Source organism: Streptomyces sp. N50 (assembly GCF_033335955.1).
Taxonomy (GTDB): domain Bacteria; phylum Actinomycetota; class Actinomycetes; order Streptomycetales; family Streptomycetaceae; genus Streptomyces.
In genome coordinates, this window is sequence record NZ_CP137549.1 from 732,772 (window position 1) to 756,725 (window position 23,954).

The following is a 23,954-nucleotide window of genomic DNA, read 5'->3' on the forward strand; positions in this document are numbered from 1 at the left end:
CTATTCCTCGTCAGACCATTCCGACATGGCCTTCCAGGCCAGTTCGATAATGTCCGGGCGCACCATGTCGGAATGCTCACAAGGAAGACCGGAGATGGTGATCTCCCCGCTTGAGTACGGCTGCCACAAACCGAGGGCGGAGAAGTCCTCGGGCTTTCCCGTCTCAGCCACCAGAAGCAGTGTCCTGCCGCTGAAGGTCCCTTGCTCGTGCTCCAGCTTGAGCCTCACGTGGTTGTTGTAGACGCGCGCCATGCGGCCCAGTTCCTCGTTCGAGAAACCGTCGACAAGATGGCCGAGTTCAGCGCGAGCGCGCCGCACGATCTCGGCGTCGTCGACCTGTCGCGCGGGACCACCACCGTCCATCGGTTCCAGTGGGTACGCGTCCATGAGGACCAGACCCACTTCTTCCCCCGCGGCGCGCAGCCGGATGGCGATCTCGTGTGCCGGGATGCCGCCGAAGGACCAGCCCACCAGGTAGTACGGTCCCGATTCCCGCACCGAGCGGATCTGTTCGACGTAGGCGTCGGCCATCTCCCCTATGGAGTCCGCGAATTCACCCGTTCCGTCGATCCCCCGGGCCTGCAGACCGTACAGCGGATGCTCCTCGGCGACGTACCGGGCGAACGGCATGTAGCACCAGCTCAGTCCGCCGCCCGGGTGCACGAAGAAGTAGGGCGCGGCGCTGCCTCCGGGCCGGATCGGCAGCACGCCGGCCAGTGCCTCCTGGACGGACGACAGGTTCAGTGTGCCCATCAGACTCGCCGGCGTCGGGTGCGCGATGATGTCCCGCATCGACACCGACATGCCCCGGGTCCGCAGCTGCTCCATGAGCGAGACCGCGAGGAGGGAATGGCCGCCGAGTGCGAAGAAGTCGTCGTCCACGCCGACGCTCGGCACGCCGAGCACCTCCGCGAAGGCCTCGCACACCGCCTCTTCGAACGCGCCGGCGGGTCCACGCTTCCACGTCGGCTCCGCGGCGGAGCCCGTGACGTAGTCGGGTGCGGGCAGGGCGGCGCGGTCGAGTTTGCCGTTCACCGTCAGCGGCAGCTCGTCGAGGACGACGACCGCCGAGGGCACCATGTACTCCGGGAGCCGGGCCGCCACGAACTCCCGTACGCCATCGGCAGGTTCGCCTTCCCCGGCGGACACGACATAGGCGACGAGGCGCTTGTCCCCCGGCACGTCCTCCCGGGCGATCACCGCGGCCCTGGCGACTCCGGGATGCTCCGCCACCACCGTACGCACCTCACCCGGCTCGATCCGGAACCCGCGGATCTTCACCTGCTCGTCCGACCGCCCCGCGAACACCAGCCGACCGTCCGCGGTCCACTGCACCCGGTCCCCGGTGCGGTACATCCGCTCGCCCAGGGAGCCGAACGGGCACGCCACGAACCGCTCCGCGGTCAGCCCCGCACGCCCCAGATAGCCGCGGGCCAGCCCCACACCCGCCACATACAACTCACCCGGCACGCCCACCGGCACCGGCTCCAGCCGGTCGTCCAGCACGAACACCCGCGCGTTGACCACGGGACCACCGATGTCCGCCGCACCGCCGGCCGCCAGCGGCCGCGACATCGTCGCGCACACCGTCGTCTCCGTCGGCCCGTAGGCGTTCACGAACCGTCGGCCCACCGACCACCGCGCCACCAGCTCCTCGCCCAGCGCCTCACCCGCCGACACCAGCGCCGTCACCGGCGCCAGATCCTCCGGTCCCAGCACCGCCAGCACCGCGGGCGGCAGGGTGGCATGCGTGACCCGGTGACGCGCCACGACCTCCGCGAGGCCCGCACCCGGCAGCAGTTCCTCCGCCGGTGCCACCACCAGACAGGCCCCCGTACCCAGCCCCATCACCAGCTCCCACAGCGCCGCGTCGAAGCTGACCGACGCGAACTGCAGCACGCGGCTGGACCCGTCCACCGCGAACCGCTCGACCTGCGCCGCCACCAGACTCGCCACGCCCGCGTGGGAGACCGCCACGCCCTTGGGCCGGCCTGTCGACCCCGACGTATAGATCACATACGCCAACTGCGCTGGTGACACGGTGACTTCAGGCGCGAAGTCGGGCTGGGCGGCGAGAGTGGCCACCGTCAGCGGATCGTCCAGCGCGATCGCCCTGACCCGGCCGACCGGCAGTTCGTCGAGGACCTCCTCCAGACCCACCAGAACCGAAGCCCGACTGTCGGTCAGCATGTGGTTCAGCCGCGCGGCCGGATATTCGGGATCGAGCGGAAGGTAGGCCGCACCCGCCTTCCACACGCCGATGATCGCCGCGATCAACTCGACCCCACGCGGCAGACACAGGCCCACCAGCGACTCCGCACCCACACCCTGCGCCCGCAGGTAGTGCGCGAGCCGGTTCGCCCGCGCGTCCAGCTCCGCGTACGACACCTCCACCCCGTCACCCACCACAGCCGGCGCATCCGGCGTCCGGACCACCTGCGCCGCGAACAACCCCGCCGCCGACATGCTCGGCACCTCGACAGCAGTCCGGTTCCACTCCTCCACCACCCGGCGCCGCTCCACCGCACCCAGCACATCCACCGCCGCGAGGCTGGTGTCCGGGGCGTCCCGCAGAGCGTCCACCAGCCCCTCCAAAGCCGTGTGCAGCAGCCCGCACACGGCTTCGGCATCGACGACGGCCGCCTGGACGTTCACCGTGAACTCGGTGCCGCGGTCGTCGATCGCCACGCTCAGCGGGTAGTTGGTGTTGTCCTGGATGTGCACCGTGCGGATGCCTGCGAGCGCGGCACCGCCGTCCTGACCTGTCCGCGTCGCGCTCCGCGCGCTGTGCCGGTAGTTGAAGATCGAGGTGAACAGCGGGCTGCCGCCCGACACCCCGCTCGACTGCTGCGCCAGAGCCAGCGGCGCGTGCTCATGCACAAGGAGTTCCGCCAACTGGTCGCGCAGGTCGAACAGGGATTCACCGACACCGGCCGCGCCGACCCGCACCCGTACCGGCAGGGTGTTGAGGAACAGCCCGGGCACCCGGTCCGAGCCGATACCGGCGTTCATACGCCCGAAGAGCACCGTGCCGAACACCACGTCGTCCCGGTCGCTGACCGCCGCCAGCACCCGCGCCCACGCCAGATGGAAGACCGTGGCCGCACTCACCCCGAGCGAGCGCGCCACCTCCCGTACACCGTCGCCCAGTTCATGCTCGACGACCAGATGCCCGCGTTCCACCCCGCCGCCGTCGCCGTGGATGTCCAGCAGGCCGTACGGCGCCGTGGTCTCCGACACGTCACCCAGCAGCCCGGCGAAGTACCGCTCGTGCTCCTCACGCGGCATCCCGAACCTGGCCTGTGCCACGAAGTTCCGGAACGGCAGCGGCTCGGGCAGCGAATCCGGCCGGCCCGACAGGAAGGCGCTCAGTTCCCGGAGCATGACGTCCTGCGTGGTGTGGTCCTGGATGAGGTGGTGGATACGCACCATCGCCAGCCACCGGTCGCCGCCGGTCTCGGCCGCGATGTGTACACGCAGCAGCGGCGCTCGCTTCAGGTCCATCCGTTCCGCGGCCCTCGCGAGCAACTGCTCCTTGGCGCCGGGCCCTTGGACGTCGAGCGTCATCTCCTCGACCGGCAGTTCGGCGTGCCGGGCGACCACCTGCACCGGTTCGCGCAGCCCTTCCCACACGATCGACGTGCGGTAGATGTCGTGCCGAGCGATGATCTGCCGCAGCGCGCCGAGGAATTCGTCCAGCTGTGTCCGCGAGTCGAAGCCCACGATCGTCGGGGACGAATAGACGTCGACGCTGTCGGTGTCCTGCATCAGGTAGTGGAAGAAGATGCCTTCCTGGAGCGGCGCCAGCGGGTAGACGTCGGCGACATTGGCCGCACCGCCCGGGACCGCCGCGACGATCCGCCCGACCTCCTCCTCGCTCAGCTCGACGAGCGGCAGCATCTCCGGGGTGATCTCCGTGGCACCCTCGGGAATCCCGTTCGGCGGCACCACCACGTCACCCGGGGCGGCCTCCGCGGCGAGTCCGGCAGGAGTGGGCGCCTGGAACAGCGCCCTGACCGAGATCGACACCCCGCGCGCCCGCAACTGCTCCACCAGCGACACCGCGAGCAAGGAATGCCCGCCCAACTGGAAGAAGTCGTCGTCGACCCCGACGGACGGAACGCCGAGCACCTCGGCGAACACGGCGCACAGGATCTCCTCCTGCACGTTCGCCGGGGCACGGCCCGCATGGGTGACCGCCGCCGCATAGTCCGGCGCCGGCAGGGCCGCGCGGTCGAGCTTGCCGTTGCCGGTCAACGGCAGTGCGTCGAGGACGACGACCGCGGCGGGCACCATGTGCTCGGGCAGCCGGGACGCCGTGAACTCCCTGATGATTACGGTGAGTTCGGCCGCGTCTGCGTCCTCGTCGACCGGGACGACGTAGGCGACCAGGCGGGTGTCGCCGGGGATGTCCTCGCGGGCTACGACCGCCGCCTGCGACACCGCCGGATGCCCGGAAACCACGGCCTGGACCTCGCCGGGCTCCACCCGGAAGCCGCGGATCTTGACCTGGTCGTCCGCCCGGCCTGCGAACACCAACCTGCCGTCGGCCGTCCAGCGGGCCCGGTCGCCGGTGCGGTACATCCGCTCACCGGAGCCGCCGTACGGGCAGGCCACGAACCGCTCCGCCGTCACACCGGCCTGACCCACATAGCCACGCGCCAACTGCGCACCAGCCACAAACAGTTCACCGGTCACGCCCGGCGCCACCGGGTGGAGCGCGTCGTCCAGGACGTAGAAGCGGGTGTTGGCCACCGGCGTACCCACCGGCACCACACCGGCCTGCACCGTCTCCTCGGTCAGACGGGTGGTCGCGACACCGATGGTCGTCTCGGTCGGACCGTAGTGGTTGAACACCCCACGCTCACCGGCCGCCTCCAGCAACTCCCCGACCAGAGCGGGCGAGGCTGCCTCACCACCCAACACAAGCGACTTGGCAGGCAGCACCGCGGCCGCACCCAGCGCCGCCACATGCGACGGCACCGCCTTGAGATAGTCGATCCGCTGCTCGGTCAGATAGCGCGCTACCGCCACCGGGTCGGTGACCGCTTCCTCCTCCAGGATGTGCAGCTCGCCCCCGGTGGTCAGACTCGCGAACACCACCGTGTTGCCCAGGTCGGTCGCCTGCCCCTGCAACACCGCATACCGGGCACCCGGCACACCGAACTCCAGCCGATCGGGCACCGACGACACGTAGTTGGCCAGCGCGCCGTGCGTGACCGCAACCCCCTTCGGCCGCCCCGTCGAACCCGACGTATAAATCACATACGCCAACTGGCCAGCCTCGACCGTCACTTCGGGCGCCGTATCCGGTGAAGCGGCCAACTGCATCGCAGTCAGCGTCCCGTCCACCGCCACCAGCCGATACCGGCCCGCCGGCAGATCCCCCAGAATCTCCTCCGTCGTCAACGTCAACACCGCACGACTGTCCCGGAGTTGATAAGAAATCCGCTCCGCCGGCTGCCCAACATCCACCGGCAGATACGCAGCCCCCGCCTTCCACACACCCAGGATCCCCGCGATCGTCTCCACACCCCGCGGCAGACACAACCCCACCACCGACTCCGCACCCACACCCTGCGCGACCAAGTAACGCGCCAACCGATTCGCCCGCGCATCCAACTCCGCAAACGACACTCGATGCTCACCCGAGACGACCGCCACCGCATCAGGCGTCCGCGCCACCTGCGCCGCAAACAGTTCAGGAACCAACGTCTCCGACAGCTCAACACCACTATCGTTCCACCCCTCCAACACCAGACGCCGCTCACCCGCACCCAGCACATCCACCGCACTCACCCGCACCGACGGATCCTCGACCAGCGCCGACAACACGCGGACCAAGGAGTCCGCGCACCGCTCCACCGTGGCCGCGTCGAAGAGGTCCGCCGCTCCGGTGACCATTCCGCCGAGTCCCGAGGGGGCGCCGTGTTCGTCGAACACCTCCCCCACGGCCACCGCCAGGTCGAACTTCGCCGCCACCTGGCCGATGGGCATCCCGCTCACCTGGAGACCGGAGAGCCCGGGCGCCGATCCGGGGTCCGCGCCCGCCGTCGAAACGGTGTCCTGAAAGGTGAGCATGACCTGGTACAGGGGCTGGCGGGCCAGGGAACGGGCCGGAGCCAACTCCTCCACCAGCTTCTCGAACGGCACGTCCTGGTGCGCGAACGCGCGCAGTCCCGTCTCCCGCACCTGGTCCAGAAGTTCGGCGAATGTCGGGTCGCCGGACAGGTCGGTGCGGATCACCAGGGTGTTGACGAAGCACCCCACCAGGTCGTCGAGTGCCTCGTCGGTGCGGCCCGCCACCGCGGTCCCGATCGGGATGTCGGAGCCGGAGCCGAGGCGGGACAGCGTGACCGCCAGCCCGGCCTGCAGCAGCATGAACAGGGTGACCCCGCGTTCCCGCGCCAGGTCGAGGAGGCGGGCGTGAAGTCCGGCCGGGACGGTCAGCCTCACCGGGTGGCCCCGATGCGAGGGGACGGCGGGACGCGACCGGTCGGTGGGAAGCGGCAACTCCTCGGGGGATCCGGCCAGTTCGTCGCTCCAGTACGCCACCTGCCGGGACATCCGGCTCTCCGGGTCGTCCGCCGCGCCGAGCAGTTCGCGCTGCCACAGGGCGTAGTCCGCGTACTGCACCGGCAGCGGAGTCCACCGCGGGTCCTGTCCCGCGAGCCGTGCCTCGTACGCGAGGGACACGTCCCGGCCGAGCGGTCCCAGCGACCAGCCGTCGCCGGCGATGTGGTGGACGACGACCACGAGGACGTGCTCATCGGGGCCCACGGTGATCAGTGTGGCGCGGATCGGCACCTCTGCGGCGAGGTCGAAGGCGTACCCGGTCGCCGCCGCGACAGCCTGTGCCCGGTCGGTCGGGGCGTCGGCCGGGGCGTCGGCCGGGGCGTCGGCCGGGGCGTCGGCCGCGGTCAGGTCGAACACCTGTAGTTCCCAGGTGAGTTCGGAGGGTTCGGAGGGTTCGAGGATCTTCTGGAACGGCTCGCCGTCCGCGGTGGTGAACACCGTACGCAGCACCTCGTGCCGCGCCATGACGTCCCGTATCGCCGCACCGAGGGCCTCCCGGTCCACCTGGCCGGAGACCCGCAGCACCGTCGGGAGGTTGTAGGTGGGACTCGGGCCCTCCAGCTGCCCGATGAACCACAGCCTGCGCTGGGCGTACGACAGCGGCACCAGCTCGGGGCGTACGCCGGCCACCAGCGCGGGGCGGGCGTCGTCCGCGTCCGTGAGGCGGGGGGCGAGCCCGGCCACCGTCGGCGTCTCGAACAGTGCCCGCAGGGGCATTTCCGCGCCGAGCACCGTCCTGATCCGGCTGAGCAGCCGGGTGGCGAGCAGGGAGTGCCCACCGAGCGCGAAGAAGTCGTCGTCGACGCCGACCGACGGCACGCCGAGCACCTCGGCGAACGCGGCGCACAGGATCTCCTGCTGGAGGGTGGCGGGACCGCGGCCCGCGCCCGCCGAGGCGGCGTAGTCCGGCGCGGGCAGCGCCCGACCGTCCAGCTTTCCGTTGACCGTCATGGGCAGCGCGTCCAGAACGACGACGGCCGACGGAACCATGTACCGCGGGAGCCGGTCCGCGGCGAACTTCCGGACGAGCTGGGCGAGTTCGGATGCCTCCGTGCCGTCGGCGGGGACGACGTACGCGACCAGGCGCAGTTCTCCCGAGGTGTCGTCGTCGCGGGCCAGTACGGCGGCCTGCGCCACGGCGGGGTGTTCGGCGAGGACCGTCCGCACCTCTCCGGGTTCGATGCGGAATCCGCGGATCTTCACCTGGTCGTCGGCGCGGCCCAGGTACTCGACGCGGCCGGCCCCGTCCCAGCGGACCAGGTCGCCCGTGCGGTACATCCGTGCGCCCGGTTCGAAGGGGCAGGCCACGAACCGCTCGCCGGTTAGTGCCGCTTGTCCCAGGTAGCCGCGGGCCAGGCCCGCACCCGCCAGGTAGAGCTCGCCGACCGTGCCGGCGCCGACGGGGCGCAGCCCGCCGTCCAGGACGTATGCCCGGGTGTTCGCGACGGGTCGGCCCACCAGCGGCCGGGCGCTCTCCGCCGCGTCGAACCAGAGGGCGTCGACGCTGAACTCGGTGGGCCCGTACAAGTTGACGCACCGGGTGCCCCCGGTCTCCCGTATCCGCTCCCACAGCGCCGCTCCGGCCGCTTCCCCACCGAGGAGGAACACGCTGAGCCGGTGCGCCGGGTTCGCCAACAGGCCCTGCTCCAGCAGCAGTTCGGCGTATGTCGGGGTCAGGTCCATGACGTCGACGCGGGCTGTGGAGACGTACTCGACCAGGGCGGTCGCGTCCCGGCGCACATCGTCGGGGACCACGTGCAGCTCGTGTCCTGCCACCATCCACAGCAGCCCCTCCCACGAGGTGTCGAAGGAGAGGGAGGCCGTCAGCGCCACCCGCATGCGGCGGCCGGCTCGCGCGATCACGTGCGCGCGGTGGAAGGCGTAGAGGTTGTGCAGACCCGAGTGCGGGATCACCACGCCCTTGGGGCGTCCGGTCGAACCGGAGGTGTAGATGACGTATGCCGCGTGCTCCGCCTCGGGTGCCGTCCGCTCGTCGTCGCCCAAGGGGCCGGGCGGCACTCCGTCCAGCTCCTCGGCGGTGGCGGGAGCGTCCAGGTTCAGCACCTGGGCGGCCGACCTGGCCGCGGCCGCGGCCGTGCTCGCGTCGGCGAGGACCACCACGGGTACCGCGTCCTCGAGGACGGATGCCACGCGGTCCGCCGGATAGTCCGGGTCCACCGGCAGGTAGGCGCCGCCCGCCTTGAGGATCGCGAGGAGCGCCACCACGGATGCGACGCCGCGCTCCAGGAGCACCGCGACCACCGATTCCGGGCCGACGCCGCGGCGGACGAGCAGCCGCGCGAGGCGATCGGCGTTCGTGTCCAGCTCGGCGTACGTCAGCTCGATGCCCGCGCCCACCGCGGCGACGGCGTCCGGGGTCCGGGCCGCCTGCTCCTCGAACTCCTCGGTCAGGGTCCGGTCGGGCACATCCAGGCCGGAGTCGTTCCACTCGACGAGGACACGGGTCCGTTCGGCCTCGTCGAGCACCTCCACCGCGCCGAGCGGGAGGTCCGGGCCGCCGTCGAGGGCTTCCTCCAGCGCGCCGACCAGGTTCTGTACGGCGGTACGGAGCAGGTTGCCCACCACGTCCGGGTCGATCGGGTCGAGCGCCTCCACGGACAGGCCGATGCCCTCTCCGTCGTCGTCCACCGAGACCGAGAGCGGGAAGTTGTCGCGCTCCTGCGAGAACAGGGTCCTGATGCCGTCGAGGCGACCGGCCGGCCGGTCCGTGTCCGCGCTCCCGTCCGTTGTGCGACCGGTGTTGTGGCGGTAGTTGAGCAGCGAGGTGAACAGCGGTGTGTCGCCCGGTACGCCGCTGGCCCGCTGGGCCAGGGCCAGCGGTGCGTGCTCGTGCTCCAGCAGGTTCGCGAGCTGCCGGCGCATCGCGTCGACCGCCTCCTTGGCACCGTCGCCCGCGACGTGTACCCGTACCGGAAGCGTGTTCATGAAGGGTCCGGGAACCCGGTCGGACCCGGTTCCGGCGTTCATCCGCCCGAACAGCACCGTGCCGAACACGACGTCATCACGCCCCGACACCGCGGCCAGGACCCGGGCCCATGCCACGTGCAGCACCGTCGCGGGGCTCACACCCAGGCGGCGGGCCGCCTCGCGCAGCCGTCCGGACACCGTCGGCGCGAGGTCCACCACGGCCCGGACGGTGTCCGCGCCGTCCCCGCGTACGTCCAGCAGGCCGTACGGTGCCGTCGGTTCCGTGACGTCGCCGAGGAGTTCGGCGAAGAACCGCTCGTGTGCTCCGTCGTCGTTCGTGGCGCGCGCATGCGCCACGAAGTCACGGAACGGCAGCGGCTCGGGCAGTTCGTCGCCCCGTCCGGCGAGGAACAGCCGGACCTCGCCGAGGATCACGTCGAGCGCGGTGTGGTCCTGCACCATGTGGTGCATGCGCAGCAGGCCGAGGTGTCGCCCGTCGGGCAGCGCCGCGGTGTGCAGGCTGATCAGCGGTGCCCGCCCCAGGTCCATCGACAGACCTACGGCCGCCGTCAACTCCCGTGCCGGGTCGGCGCCCCGCGGGTCCACGGCGACTTCCTCGACGGGGATCACGGCGCGCCGCCACACCACCTGCACGGGTTCCCGCAGGCCTTCCCAGAGGACCGCGGTGCGCAGTACGTCGTGCCGGTCCACCACGCGTTGCAGCGCCGTGGCGAAACCTTCCAGGCGCTGCCGCGAGTCGAATGCGAGAACGGTGGGGACGACGTACGCGTCCTCGCCGCCGTCCGCGAGGAGGTGGTGGAAGAGGAAGCCTTCCTGGAGCGGCGCGAGCGGATAGACGTCCGCGACATTGGCGGCGCCGCCGTCCACCTCCGCCACGATCCGCGCGATCTCGGAGGCGTTCAGGTCCACCAGCGGGAGCATGTCCGGGGTGAGCTCCCGGGCGTCCGCGGGTATCGCGTTGCGGGGCACCACCACCGTTTCGGGCCCTGTCGCACCGGCGAGTCCGGCGGGTGTCGGAGTCTGGAACAGCGCCCGTACCGAGATCGGCACTCCGTGCGCGCGGAGCCGTTCCACCAGGGTCACGGCGAGGAGCGAGTGACCGCCGAGCGCGAAGAAGTCGTCGTCCACGCCGACCGACGGCACGCCGAGCACCTCGGCGAACACGGCGCACAGGATCTCCTCGCGGACCGTGGCCGGCGCCCGGCCGGCGCCCGCCGTCGCGGCGAAGTCCGGGGCGGGCAGTGCGGCGCGGTCCAGCTTCCCGTTCTCCGTGAGCGGCAGCGCGTCGAGTGTGACGACCGCCGACGGCACCATGTGTCCGGGCAGCCGCTGACTCGCGAACTCCCTTATCTCACCGGCCAGTTCGTCCGGGGCCCGGTCGGGCCCTGCCGGTACGACATAGGCGACGAGCCGCGTGTCCCCGGCAGCGTCCGCGCGAGCCACCACGGCCGCGTGGGCCACCGCCGGGTGCGCGGCCAGGGCCTCGGCGACCTCACCGGGCTCGATCCTGAATCCGCGGATCTTGACCTGGTCGTCGGCGCGGCCGGCGAACGCCAGCTGCCCGTCCGCGGTCCAGCGGGCCCGGTCACCGGTGCGGTACATCCGCTCGCCGGCCGAGCCGTACGGGCAGGCCACGAACCGTTCCGCGGTCAGACCCGCGCGACCCGCATAGCCCTGAGCGAGGCCGGCGCCCGCCAGACAGAGCTCGCCCGCCACCCCCACCGGCACCGGCTCCAGCCGGTCGTCGAGCACATACACGCGCGTATTGGCGATCGGCGCGCCCATCGGGACCACCGGCCCCCTGCCGGGGACGACGAGCCCGGTGGTGATCATCACCGTGGCCTCGGTCGGGCCATAGGTGTTGACGAGGCGCCGGCCCCGCGCCCACGCGTCGGCCTGCCGGGCGCTGATCGGCTCGGCGCCGACGAGGATGGTGGAGAGCTCCGGCAGCTCTCCCGGTTCGAGCACCCCGAGCAGCGAGGGCACCACGCTGGCCGACCGTACGCCCGCCGTGCGGATCAGGTCCACCAGCAGTTCCGGCTCCGCCCGCTCGGCGGATCCCGCCACCACCAGCGTGCCGCCGGCCGCCAGCGTCGCGGCCACGTCGAGGACCGACGCGTCGAAGCTGAACGACGCGAACTGCAGCACGGGGACGCGGGGACCCGCGCCGAGCACCGGGCCCAGTGCCAGCGCCATGTTCGCCACCGACGCGTGCGAGACCGCCACGCCCTTCGGTACGCCCGTCGAACCCGACGTATAGATCACATACGCCACCTGCCCGGGATGCGGGGAGACCCGAGGTGCCGTCACCGGCGCCTCGCGCAGTGCGGCAAGGGTCTCCGGCGCGTCGAGAGTCACCGTCCGCGGCGCGCTCAGTCCGTCGGCGGACCCACCGGTGCCGACGAGGATGTCGGCACCGGCGTCGGCGAGCATGAACTCCAGCCGCTCGACGGGGTATTCGGGGTCCAGCGGCAGATAGGCGGCGCCCGTCCTCCACACTCCGAGGAGCGCGACGATCATGTCCGCCCCTCGTGGCAGGCAGAGCCCTACCGCACTGCTCGGGCCGGCTCCGCGGGCGATCAGCAGATGCGCGAGGCGGTTCGCCCGCTGTTCCAGCTCCGCGTACGACAGTTCGGTCCCGTCGCACACCACGGCCACGGCCGCGGGGTCTTCGGCCGCACGCCGCGCGATCAGCTCGGGCACCAGCGTCCCGGGCAGCGCGACCGCGGTGTCGTTCCAGCCTTCGAGCACCTGCCGGCGCTCCTCGGCGCCGAGCACGTCCACCCGGCTCAGCGACAGTCCGGGGTCACCGACCAGCAGCGCCAGGGCGCGCGTCCAGCGCTGGGCGAACCGCGCCACGGACTCCTCGTCGAACAGATCGGCGGCGCCCACGACCACGCAGCGCAGCCCGGCGGGAGCCCCCGTCTCGTCGAACACCTCGACGGCGGTGACCTCCAGGTCGAACTTCACCGCGATCGACGGCGTTCCCGCTCTGCCGGGCAGTCCGCCGGAGCGCACGCCGGGCAGTTCCAGGGCCACCTGAGCGTTGTTCTGCAGGGTGAGCATCACCTGGAACAGCGGATGGCGCGACAAGGAGCGAACGGGGGCGAGTTCCTCCACCAGCCGCTCGAACGACACGTCCTGGTGCGCGTACGCGCCGAGGCCGGCCTCCCGCACCCGGGAGAGCGTCTCCGTGAACGTGGGGTCGCCCGACAGGTCGGCGCGGATCACAAGGGTGTTGACGAAGAACCCGACGAGATCGTCCAGCGCTTCGTCGGTGCGGCCCGCCGCCGCCGAACCGATCGGGATGTCCGTGCCGGCGCCGAGCCGGGACAGCAGCACGGCGAGTGCCGCCTGCAGCACCATGAAGGGCGTCACGCCCTCGGCCCGCGCCAACTCCACGATCCGTGAGTGCAGTTCGGGTGACAGCTCCAGCGGCACCTGGTGCCCCCGGTGGGAGGCGACCGCCTGACGGGGCCGGTCGAAGGGGAGCTCCAGCTCTTCCGGCAGGCCGGACAGCGTCTCCCGCCAGTAGGCGACCTGAGCGCCGAGAAGGCTGTCCGGGTCGTCCGGAGCACCGAGCAACTCCCGCTGCCACAGGGCGTAGTCCACGTACTGCACCGGCAGCGGTTCCCACTCCGGGGTCCGGCCCGCGAGCCGTGCCGTATAGGCGGTCGTGAGGTCACGCGCCAGCGGTGAGGTGGACCAGCCGTCTCCCGCGATGTGGTGCACGAGGAGTACCAGCACATGCTCCTGCGGGCCCACCTCGAAGAGCGTGGCGCGCAGCGGAATCTCCGCGGCCAGGTCGAAGCCGTGGCCCAGCGCGTCGGCCACCGCGGTCGTGAGACTGTCCGGTGTCACCGCGGCGGTGCTCAGGGCGAATCCGCATTCGCCGACCGGCAGGATCCGCTGGCAGGGCTGCCCGTCGACCGCGGGGAACACCGTGCGCAGGACCTCGTGGCGCCCGATCACGTCCCGCAGCGCGGTCTCCAGCGCCGCGGCGTCCACTCCGCCCGACAGCCGCAGTGTCATCGGGATGTTGTAGGTCGGGCTCGGTCCCTCCAACTGGGCCAGGAACCAGAGCCGTTGCTGCGCGTACGACAGGGGGAGCCGCTCGGGACGCACCATGGGCGCGAGGACGGCCCGCCCCCGGGCGGCCTGGCCCAAGTGGGCGGCGAGCCGGGCCGGTGTCGGCGCGTCGAACAGGACCCGGATGGGCAGCTCGACGCCGAGCACGGCCCGGACCCGGCTGACCAGTCGAGTCGCCAGGAGCGAGTGGCCGCCGAGCGCGAAGAAGTCGTCGTTCACACCGACGGCGGGCAGGCCGAGGACATGGGCGAACGCCTGGCACAGCAGCTCTTCGTGCACGGTGACCGGCGCACGTCCGGCACTCTGCACGGCGTGCTCCGGCGCGGGCAGCGCGGCCCGGTCCAGCTTGCCGTTGACCGTCAGCGGCAGCGCGTCCAGCACCACGACCGCCGACGGAACCATGTACTCCGGCAGCCGGTCCCCCGCGAACTCCCTTACAGCATCGATCAGTTCTGGCCCCGTGAACTCCGCGTCCGCAGGAACCACATAGGCCACCAGCCGTTTGTCCCCCGCCGCGTCCTCACGTACGACCACCGCCGCCCGCGCCACCGAAGGATGCTGGGCAAGCACCTCGGCAACCTCACCCGGCTCGATCCGGAACCCCCGGATCTTCACCTGCTCATCCACACGCCCCGCGAACACCAGCCGACCGTCCCCGGTCCACCGCGCCAGATCCCCCGTCCGGTACATCCGCTGCCCGCCCCCACCGAACGGGCACGCCACAAACCGCTCCGACGTCAGATCCGCACGCCCCACATACCCCCGCGCCAACTGCGAACCCGCGATATACAACTCACCCGCCGCACCCACCGGCACAGGAACAAGCGACCCATCGAGAACATAGGCCCGCGTGTTGGCGATCGGCGACCCCATCGCCACCACCGGCCCCGCACCCACCACCCCCGCAGTGACCATCACCGTCGCCTCGGTCGGACCGTACGTGTTCACCAGCCGCCGGCCCGCCGACCACACCTCCGCCTGCCGCACACCGATCGGCTCCGCACCCACCAACACCGTCGAGAGCTCCGGCAACTCCCCCGGCTCCAGCACACCGAGCAGCGACGGCACCACACTCGCCGACCGCACCCCGGACTCCCGCAGCATCCGCACCAGCAATCCGGCATCCGAACGCTCCGCAGAGGCGGCCACCACCAGCGTCCCGCCCGCCGCGAGCGTCGCGGCCACGTCCAGCACCGACGCGTCGAAACTGAACGACGCGAACTGCAGCACCCGCACACCCGGCCCGGCGCCAAGCACCGGCCCCAGAGCAAGCGCCATGTTCGCCACCGACCCCTGCGAAACCGCCACGCCCTTCGGCCGCCCCGACGAACCCGACGTATAGATCACATACGCCAACCCATCAGGATCGCGCTCCACCACCGGAGCCGACGAAGGCCCCGCAGCCACCTCACGGTCGTCCAGGTCGACCAAGCGCAGGCCCGGCAGGGAAAGATTCCGTGTCAGCTCCCGCGGACCCAACAAGAGTCGCGCCCCACTGTCCGCGAGCATGAACTCCAGCCGCTCAGAGGGGTATTCGGGATCCAACGGCACATAGGCCGCCCCCGCCTTCCACACCGCCAGGATCGCCGCGACCATCTCCACACCCCGCGGCAGACACAGCCCGACCACCGACTCCGCACCCACACCCTGCGTCGCCAGGTAGTACGCGAGCCGATTCGCCCGCGCGTCCAACTCGCCGTACGACACCTCCACCCCGTCACACACCACGGCCACCGCATCCGGGCTGCACGCCGCCTGCGACTCGAAAAGTTCGGGGACCAGCGCCCGCGGCGCCTCGGCCTCCGTGTCGTTCCACTCCTCCAGCACCTGTCGGCGCCCGGCCGGGTCGAGCACGTCCAGCGCGCCGAGCCGGATGTCCGGGTCCTCCCCCAGCGCACCCACGAGGCTGCGCAGGGCCGTGTGCAGCAGCGCGCAGATCTGGTCCGGATCGGCAGGAGCCACCGCCTCGACGCTCAGGACGAAGTCGGTTCCGTTGTCGTCGACGGCCGCGGTCACGGGATAGTTGGTGCCCTCCCGGTTGACCAGCGTCCTGATTCCCTCAAGGGGGCCGGTGCCCGCGCCCTCGGTGGCGGTTCGCGGGACGGACTGGTTGTGCCGGTAGTTGAACAACGAGGTGAACAGGGGCGCGTCGCCCGGAACACCGCTGACCTGCTGCGCGAGGGCGAGCGGGGCGTGCTCGTGCACGAGCAGCTCCGCGAGCTGGTCGCGCAGGCCGGTCAGGGCATCGCGTACGCCTGAGGAGTCGCCGCGGACGCGCACCGGAAGGGTGTTGATGAAGAGGCCGGGTACCCGGTCGGAACCGGCGCCGGCGTTCACTCGCCCGAACAGCACCGTGCCGAACACGACGTCGTCCCGTCCGGACACGGAAGCCAGCACACGGGCCCATGCCAGATGGAACACGGTCGCCGCGCTCACTCCCAGTCTGCGCGCCAACTTCCTTGTCTCGGTGGCGAGTTCCAAGTCGACGTTCAGCCGCGCGCGCTCCACCCCGCTGCCGTCGCCGCGCACATCGAGGAGGCCGTACGGCGCGGTCGTCTCGGTCACGTCTCCGAGCAGGCCGGCGAAGTAGCGCTCGTGCTCCTCCCGGGCCACACCGAGCCGGGCCTGCGCCACGAAGTTCCGGAACGGCAGCGGTTCGGGCAGCGTCTCACCCTGCCCCGACATGAACGCGCCCAGCTCCGCGAGCAGTACGTCCAGCGTGGTGTGGTCCTGCACCAAGTGGTGGATGCGCAACAGAGCCAGCCACCGGCCATCGCCGCCCGGGGTGAGGGCAGTACGCACCTGGATCAGTGGAGCTCGGCCGAGGTCCATCCGTGCCCCGTCCAGGCCGTCCAGCCCGTCCAGAGACATCAACTGGTCGACGGGATCGGCGCCCAGGGGATCGAGCGCGACCTCCTCGACGGGCAGCTCGGCGTGGCGCTGCACGACCTGGACAGGTTCGCGCAGGCCGTCCCACACGATGGCCGTGCGGTAGATGTCGTGCCGGTCCACCACCTGCTGAAACGCGGTCAGGAAGTCGTCGAGAAGCGTGCGCGAGTCGAATCCGACGACGGTCGGCGATGCGTACACGTCCGCGCCGCTGTCCGCGTGTAGGAGGTGGTGGAAGAAGATGCCTTCCTGGAGCGGGGCGAGCGGATAGACGTCGGCGATGTTGCCCACTCCGCCCGGGACAGCCGCGACGATCCGCTCGATCTCGGCCTCGTCCAGGTCGACCAGCGGGAGCATCTCCGGGGTGATGTGGGTGGCGTCGTCGGGGATCAGGTTCGGCGGGACCGAGATCTCCTCCGCCCCGGCGGCCACCGCAAGACCGGCCGGCGTCGGTGTCTGGAACAGCGCCTTCACCGACACCGACATCCCACGGGTGCGCAGCTTCTCCACCAGAGACACCGCCAGCAGGGAATGGCCGCCCAGCGCGAAGAAGTCGTCCTCCGCGCCGACGTTGTCCACGCCGAGGACTTCGGCGAACGCGGCACACAGGATCTCCTCCCGCGCGTCCGCCGGGCCCCGACCCGAGACCGCCGCGTACGCGGGGGCGGGCAGAGCAGCCCGGTCGAGCTTGCCGTTGCCCGTCAACGGCAGGGCGTCCAGGACCACAACTGCGGAGGGCACCATGTACCCCGGCAACTGCTCCGCCGCCAACTCCCTTACCGACAGACCCAGTTCAGCCACGCCCGCACTGCCACCGGCCGCGACGACATACGCCACCAGACGCTTGTCGCCCACAACATCCTCGCGGGCGACCACCGCGGCCTGCGCCACCTGCGGCAGCCCGGCCAGCACCGCCTCCACCTCACCCGGCTCCACCCGGAACCCACGAACCTTCACCTGCTCATCCGACCGGCCCACAAACACCAGCCGACCACCCGCATCCCACCTCACACGATCCCCCGTGCGATACATCCGCCCACCCGCAACACCACCGAACACATCGGCCACGAACCGCTCCGCGGTCAGACCCCCACGCCCCAGATAGCCGCGTGCCAGCCCCGCACCCGCGACATACAACTCACCCGCCACCCCGACCGGAACCGGGGCAAGGGAGTCATCCAGCACATAGGCCCTGGTCCCGTCCAGCGGCCTGCCGATCGGCAACACACCCCCCAGCGCACCCGCCCCCGACACCACCGCATGCTGCGTCGCACACAACGTCACCTCCGTCGGACCATACAGATGCCGCACCACCACACCCGCACACGCCCCCACCACCCGACGCACCGCCTCCACCGGCACCACATCACCACCGGTCAACACCTCACCCACCCCGGCAAAACACCCCGGATCCCGCTCCGCCAACACCCGGAACAACCCCGCCGTCACATGCACATGCGTCAACCCAAACTCAGCAATCCACGACCGCAGCACACCACCGTCAACCACCACATCCGCCGGCGCCACCACCACACCCGCACCCGACAACAACGCCACCCACACCTCATACGACGACGCGTCAAACGCATGCGGCGCATGGAACAACACCCGCGCCCCACCCGACACACCCCAATGCGACGCCAACGCCAGCCCCACCACATCCCCGTGAGTCGCCACCACCCCCTTCGGCACCCCCGTCGAACCCGACGTATACATCACATACGCCGCGTTCTCAGCTGAAACGGCCCAGCCGGGTGCCAGCTCAGTGGCCTGCCGGTCCAACTCCGCCTGCACCGCCGGGTCATCGAGCACCACCACCGGCACACCAGCGGCCGTCTCCGCCACCACCGCCGCATGCTCCACCGTCGTCACCACACACACCGGCGCCGCATCCGCGACCATGAACGCCACCCGCTCCACCGGATACTCCACATCCACCGGCAGATACACACCCCCCGCCTTCAACACCCCCAACAGCACCACGACCAGATCGACACCACGCTCCAAACACACCGCGACAACCGACTCCGCACCCACACCCCGCCCACGCAGGCAATGCGCAACCCGATTCGCCCGCGCATCCAACTCCGCATACGACAACCGCACTTCACCCGCCACCAACGCCACCGCATCCGGCGTCCGCACCACCCACTCACCAAACAACTCCGGCACCGACACACCCGGCACCTCACACACCGCACCGCTGCCGCCCTCCACCAGCCGGCGCCGCTCCCCCTCATCGAGCAACTCCACCCCCGACAACCGCGTCCCCGGCGCACCCGCCAGCACCTCCACCACCCGCACCAGCCAACCCGCAACCCGCTCAGCCGACTCCACGTCGAACAGATCCGCCGCGGCCACCAACTGACCACGGACACCGGCCGGACTCCCCTCGGAGTTGAACCTCTCCCCGACCGACACCTCCAGATCGAACTTCGCCACAGCGAGTCCGGCGGACTCCGCAGTGGCACGTACACCCGGCAGGTCGAGGACGGAGCCGTCGCTCGCGGTGGTGCGCGCCACGTTCTGGAGGGTGAGCATCACCTGGAACAGCGGGTGCCGCGACAACGAACGCGCCGGGGCCAGCTCCTCCACCAGGCGCTCGAACGGAACATCCTGGTTCTCGTAGGCCCCGAGCCCGGCCTCGCGCACCCGGTCGAGCACGGTTTCGAGCGTCGGGTCTCCCGACAGGTCGGTACGCAGCACGAGTGTGTTGACGAAGAAGCCGACCAGCCCGTTCAACGCCTTGTCGGTGCGACCGGCGACCGCCGAGCCGATCGGGATGTCGGTGCCCGCACCGACCCTGCTGAGCATCACCGCAAGGGCGGCCTGCATCAGCATGAACAGGGTCACCCCGCGTTCCCGAGCCAGCCGCACCAGACGCTCATGCGACTCGGCCGGAATGTCCAGGGTCACCTGGTGGGCGCGGTGGGAGGCCGTCGCCGGACGCGGCCGGTCGAAGGGCAGCTCCAGCTCTTCCGGTACTCCCGCCAAGACCCCACGCCAGTAGGCGATCTGACGGGACAGCACACTGTCGGGGTCGTTCTCCGCGCCGAGCAGCTCACGCTGCCAGACCGTGTAGTCCGCGTACTGAACCGGCAGCGCTTCCCAGCCCGGCTCCCGCCCCTCGCACCGAGCCGCGTACGCCACCGACAGATCGCGGGCCAGCGGGGCGGCCGACGAGCCGTCCCACGCGATGTGGTGCACGACCAGTACGAGTACGTGCTCGTCGGGCCCGACCTCGAACAGGCAGGCGCGCAAAGGTATTTCGGTGCCCAGATCAAAGGGGTGACGTGCCGCCCCGGCCACCGCACCCGCCAGGTCCTCCGGCGCGACGCGTGTGACCTCCGGCTCGAACCCCGTCTCCTCGACCGGCAGGACGCGCTGGTACGGCTCGCCACCGGCCTCCGGGAACACTGTGCGCAGCACCTCATGCCGCCCCAGCACATCCCACAGTGCGGAGCGCAGAGCCTCCTGGTTCAGCGTGCCGGAGAGGCGAAGTACCGTCGGGAAGTTGTAGGTGTCGCTCGGGCCCTCCAACTTCGCCAGGAACCACAGCCGGCGCTGGGCGAACGAGAGCGGGATCATCAGGACTCCTCCTGCTTGCGCATCGGCCGTAGCACGGGCCTGGCTTTCGGCTGCTGACTGCCTTGTTCTGTGAGCCAGGCCGCGAGTCCGGCCGGTGTCGGGGTCTCGAACACCACGCGGATCGGCAGCTCCACGCCCCGATCCGCCCGTACTTCACCGGCCAGCCGTGTGGCGAGGAGCGAGTGGCCACCGAGCGCGAAGAAGTCGTCGTCGACGCTCACTTCGGGCAGTCCGAGGAGTTCGGCGAACGCCGCGCAGAAGAACTCTTCGTGTGCTGTCGCCGGGGCCCGGCCCGAGCCGGCCGTGTGCTCGGGCACCGGCAGGGCGGCCCGGTCCAGCTTGCCGTTGACCGTCAGCGGCAGCTCGTCCAGGACCACGACCGCAGAGGGCACCATGTGTCCCGGAAGCCGATCTGCCGCGAACTCGCGTACATGCGCGTCCAGTTGGGTGTCGTCGTCCGCCGCCACGACGTAGGCCACGAGGCGGGTCTCACCCGGCGCGTCCTCTCGTGCGACCACTGCGGCCCGTACGACCCCGGGGTGCGCGGCGACCACGGCCCGCACCTCGCCCGGTTCGATCCGGAAGCCGCGGATCTTGATCTGGTCGTCAGCACGGCCGGCGAACACCAACTGACCCTCCGCCGTCCAGCGGACGCGGTCCCCGGTGCGGTACATCCGCTCGCCGATACCACCGAACAGGCACGCCACGAACCGCTCCGCCGTCAGCCCCGCACGCCCCACATAACCCCGCGCCAACTGCGCACCCGCTATATACAACTCACCCGCGACCCCGACCGGCACCGGCTCCAACCGGTCGTCCAGCACGTACACCCGCGTATTCGCCACCGGCGCCCCCATTGGCACCGCCAGCTCCGCACCGTCCACCCGGCCGGCCGTCACCATCACCGTCGACTCCGTCGGACCGTACGTGTTCACCAGCGTCCGACCCGCACTCCACAGCACCGCCTGCTCGGCCGTGATCGGCTCAGCGCCCACCAACAGCCGCTCCACACCCGCGAGATCACCCGGATCCAGCACCGCCAGCAACGACGGCACCACACTCGCCGCCGACACACCCCACTCCCGCACCAACTCCGCCAACAACACCCGATCCGCCCGCTGCCCCGCCGAAGCCACCACCAACGTGCCCCCGGCCGCCAGCGTCGCCGCCACATCAAGCACCGACGCGTCAAAACTGAACGACGCGAACTGCAACACCCGCACCCCGGGCCCAGCCCCAAGAACCGGCCCCAACGCCAACGCCATATTCGCCAACGCCCTATGCCCGACCGCCACACCCTTCGGCACACCCGTCGAACCCGACGTATAGATCACATACGCCAACTGGTCCTGGCTCAGGACGACTTCAGGGGCCACCGTTGGCAAGGCGGCCAGAGCGCTCTGCACGGCCGGGTCGTCCAGCATCACCGTCCGCGACGCGCTCAGCCCGTCCACGAGGCCATCGAGACCGACCAGCGCATCAGCTCCCGCATCGGCGAGCATGAACGCCAGCCGCTCGGCCGGATACTCCACATCCAGCGGCACATACGCAGCCCCCGCCCGCCACACACCCAACATCGCCGCGACCATGTCGACACCCCGCGGCAGACACAACCCCACCACCGACCCCGCACCCACACCCCGCGCCCGCAAATAGTGCGCCAGCCGATTCGCCCGCACCTCCAACTCCCCATACGACAACGAGAATCCATCCGCGACCACCGCCACCGCCGCCGGATCCCCCACCGCCCGCACCCCGACCAACCCCGGCACCGTCACACCCACACCGAACGGAACACCGGTGTCATTCCACTCGGACAGGACCTGCCGGCGCTCCGCCGCGTCCAGGGCGTCGACATCGCTCAGCCGCGTGTCCAGGTCGTCGGCCATGGCCGTCAGCACCTGTACGAACCGCTCGGTGAGCCGCGTGATCGTGGCGGTCTCGAACAGATCCGCCGCCGCGCCGATCATCCCGCGCAGTCCAGCCGGGGCACCGTGCGCGTCGAAGGCCTCGCCCACGCTGATGTCGAGGTCGACCTTGGCCGCGGCGGACGTCGACGGCAGGGCGTCGACGTGTACGCCGGGGAGGTCGAGGGCCGTTCCGGCGTTGTTCTGGAGGGTGAGCATCACCTGGAAGAGGGGGTGTCGGGCCAGGGAGCGGGTCGGGGCCAGTTCTTCCACCAGCCGCTCGAAGGGCACGTCCTGGTGACCGTAGGCGCCCAGACCCGTCTCGCGTACCCGCTCCAGGATCTGCGTCAGTGTCGGGTTCCCCGACAGGTCCGTGCGCATCACGAGGGTGTTGACGAAGAAGCCGACGAGGTCGTCCAGCGCTTCGTCGGTCCGCCCCGCGACCGCCACACCGATCGGGATGTCCGTGCCCGCACCCAGCCGGTTCAACGTCACCGCGAGCGCCGCCTGCACCACCATGAACACCGTCACACCCCGCGCACGCGCCAACTCCCGCACCCGGACATGTAGTTCAGCCCCCGCCTCCAACGGCACCCGAACACCCCGATGCGAAGCCACCGCAGGCCGCGGCCGGTCAAACGGCAGCTCCAACTCCTCCGGAACCCCCGCCAACACCTCCCGCCAATACCCCACCTGAGACCCGAGGAGACCATCCAGGTCACCCTCACCACCCAGCAACTCCCGCTGCCACAACGCGTAATCCGCGTACTGCACCGCCAGCGGAGCCCAATCCGGCGCACCACCCCCACACCGCGCCGCATACGCCACCGACAGATCCCGCGCCAACGGACCACTCGACCAGCCATCACCCGCAATGTGATGAACCGTCAACAGCAGCACATGCTCATCCGCACCGGTCGAGAAGAGCCACGCGCGCACGGGCAGCTCCGCCGCCAGGTCGAACGTGTGGCCCGCCGCCTCGGCCACCGCGGCATCCAGACCCCCCGGCGCCACCTCCACGACCGACACTTCCCAGCCCACATCGTCCACATCGCACACCCGCTGGTACGGCTCGCCGTCGGGGCCGACCGGGAACACCGTCCGCAACACCTCGTGCCGGACCACCACATCCCGCAACGCCACCACCAGCGCATCCCGGTCCAGCTCACCCCTCAACCGCAACCCCACCGGAATGTTGTAGGTCGCACTCGGCCCCTCCAACTGCCCCAAGAACCACAACCTGCGCTGCGCAAACGACAACGGCACCCGCTCCGGACGCACCCCCGCCACCAACGCCACCCGCGCACGACCCGCGCCATCCAGACGCCGCGCCACACCTGCCGGAGTCGGGCTCTCGAACAACGCCCGCAACGGCAGCTCGACACCCAGCACCGCCCGCACCCGGCTCACCAACCGCGTCGCCAACAGCGAATGCCCACCCAACGCGAAGAAGTCGTCCTCCACCCCCACCGACGGCACACCCAGCACCTCGGCAAAAGCCAGGCACAGCAGCTCCTCCCGCACCGACACCGGCCCCCGGCCACCACCGGCCACCGCCGCGAAGTCCGGGGCCGGCAACGCCGCACGATCCAGCTTCCCGTTCACCGACAACGGCAGGGCATCCAACACCACGACCGCCGACGGCACCATGTACCCCGGAAGCCGATCGCCCACGAACCGCCGTACGTGATCGGCCAGTTCAGGCCTCGCGGCGTCCGGGTCCGCCGGGACGACGTACCCGACCAGGCGTTTCTCACCGGCCGCGTCCTCGCGTACGGTCACCGCGGCCTGTGCCACAGAGGGGTGCGCGGCCACGGCGGCCCGCACCTCGCCGGGCTCGATGCGGAAGCCGCGGATCTTCACCTGGTCGTCGGCGCGGCCCACGAAGGCGAGTTGTCCGTCCGCCGTCCAGCGCACTCGGTCGCCGGTCCGGTACAGCCGCTCACCGGTGGTCCC

2 protein-coding genes (1 of these 2 running past the window's edge) are annotated in these 23,954 nt (G+C 70.8%); both read right to left on the minus strand.

The genetic code is table 11. The annotated features are described in order from the left end of the window. Positions 1-20,091: a non-ribosomal peptide synthase/polyketide synthase gene (locus R2B38_RS03290; RefSeq protein WP_318014866.1), complete on the minus strand. Its 20,091-nt coding sequence runs from the start codon at positions 20,089-20,091 to the stop codon at positions 1-3. Further along, on the minus strand, positions 20,091-23,954 hold the 3' portion of the coding sequence (locus R2B38_RS03295; RefSeq protein ID WP_318014867.1) for a non-ribosomal peptide synthetase. The gene runs 10,140 nt beyond the window's last position; only the last 3,864 of its 14,004 coding nucleotides appear in the window; its start codon lies off the right edge, out of view; its stop codon occupies positions 20,091-20,093. The genes R2B38_RS03290 and R2B38_RS03295 overlap by 1 nt, the downstream gene beginning before the upstream one ends.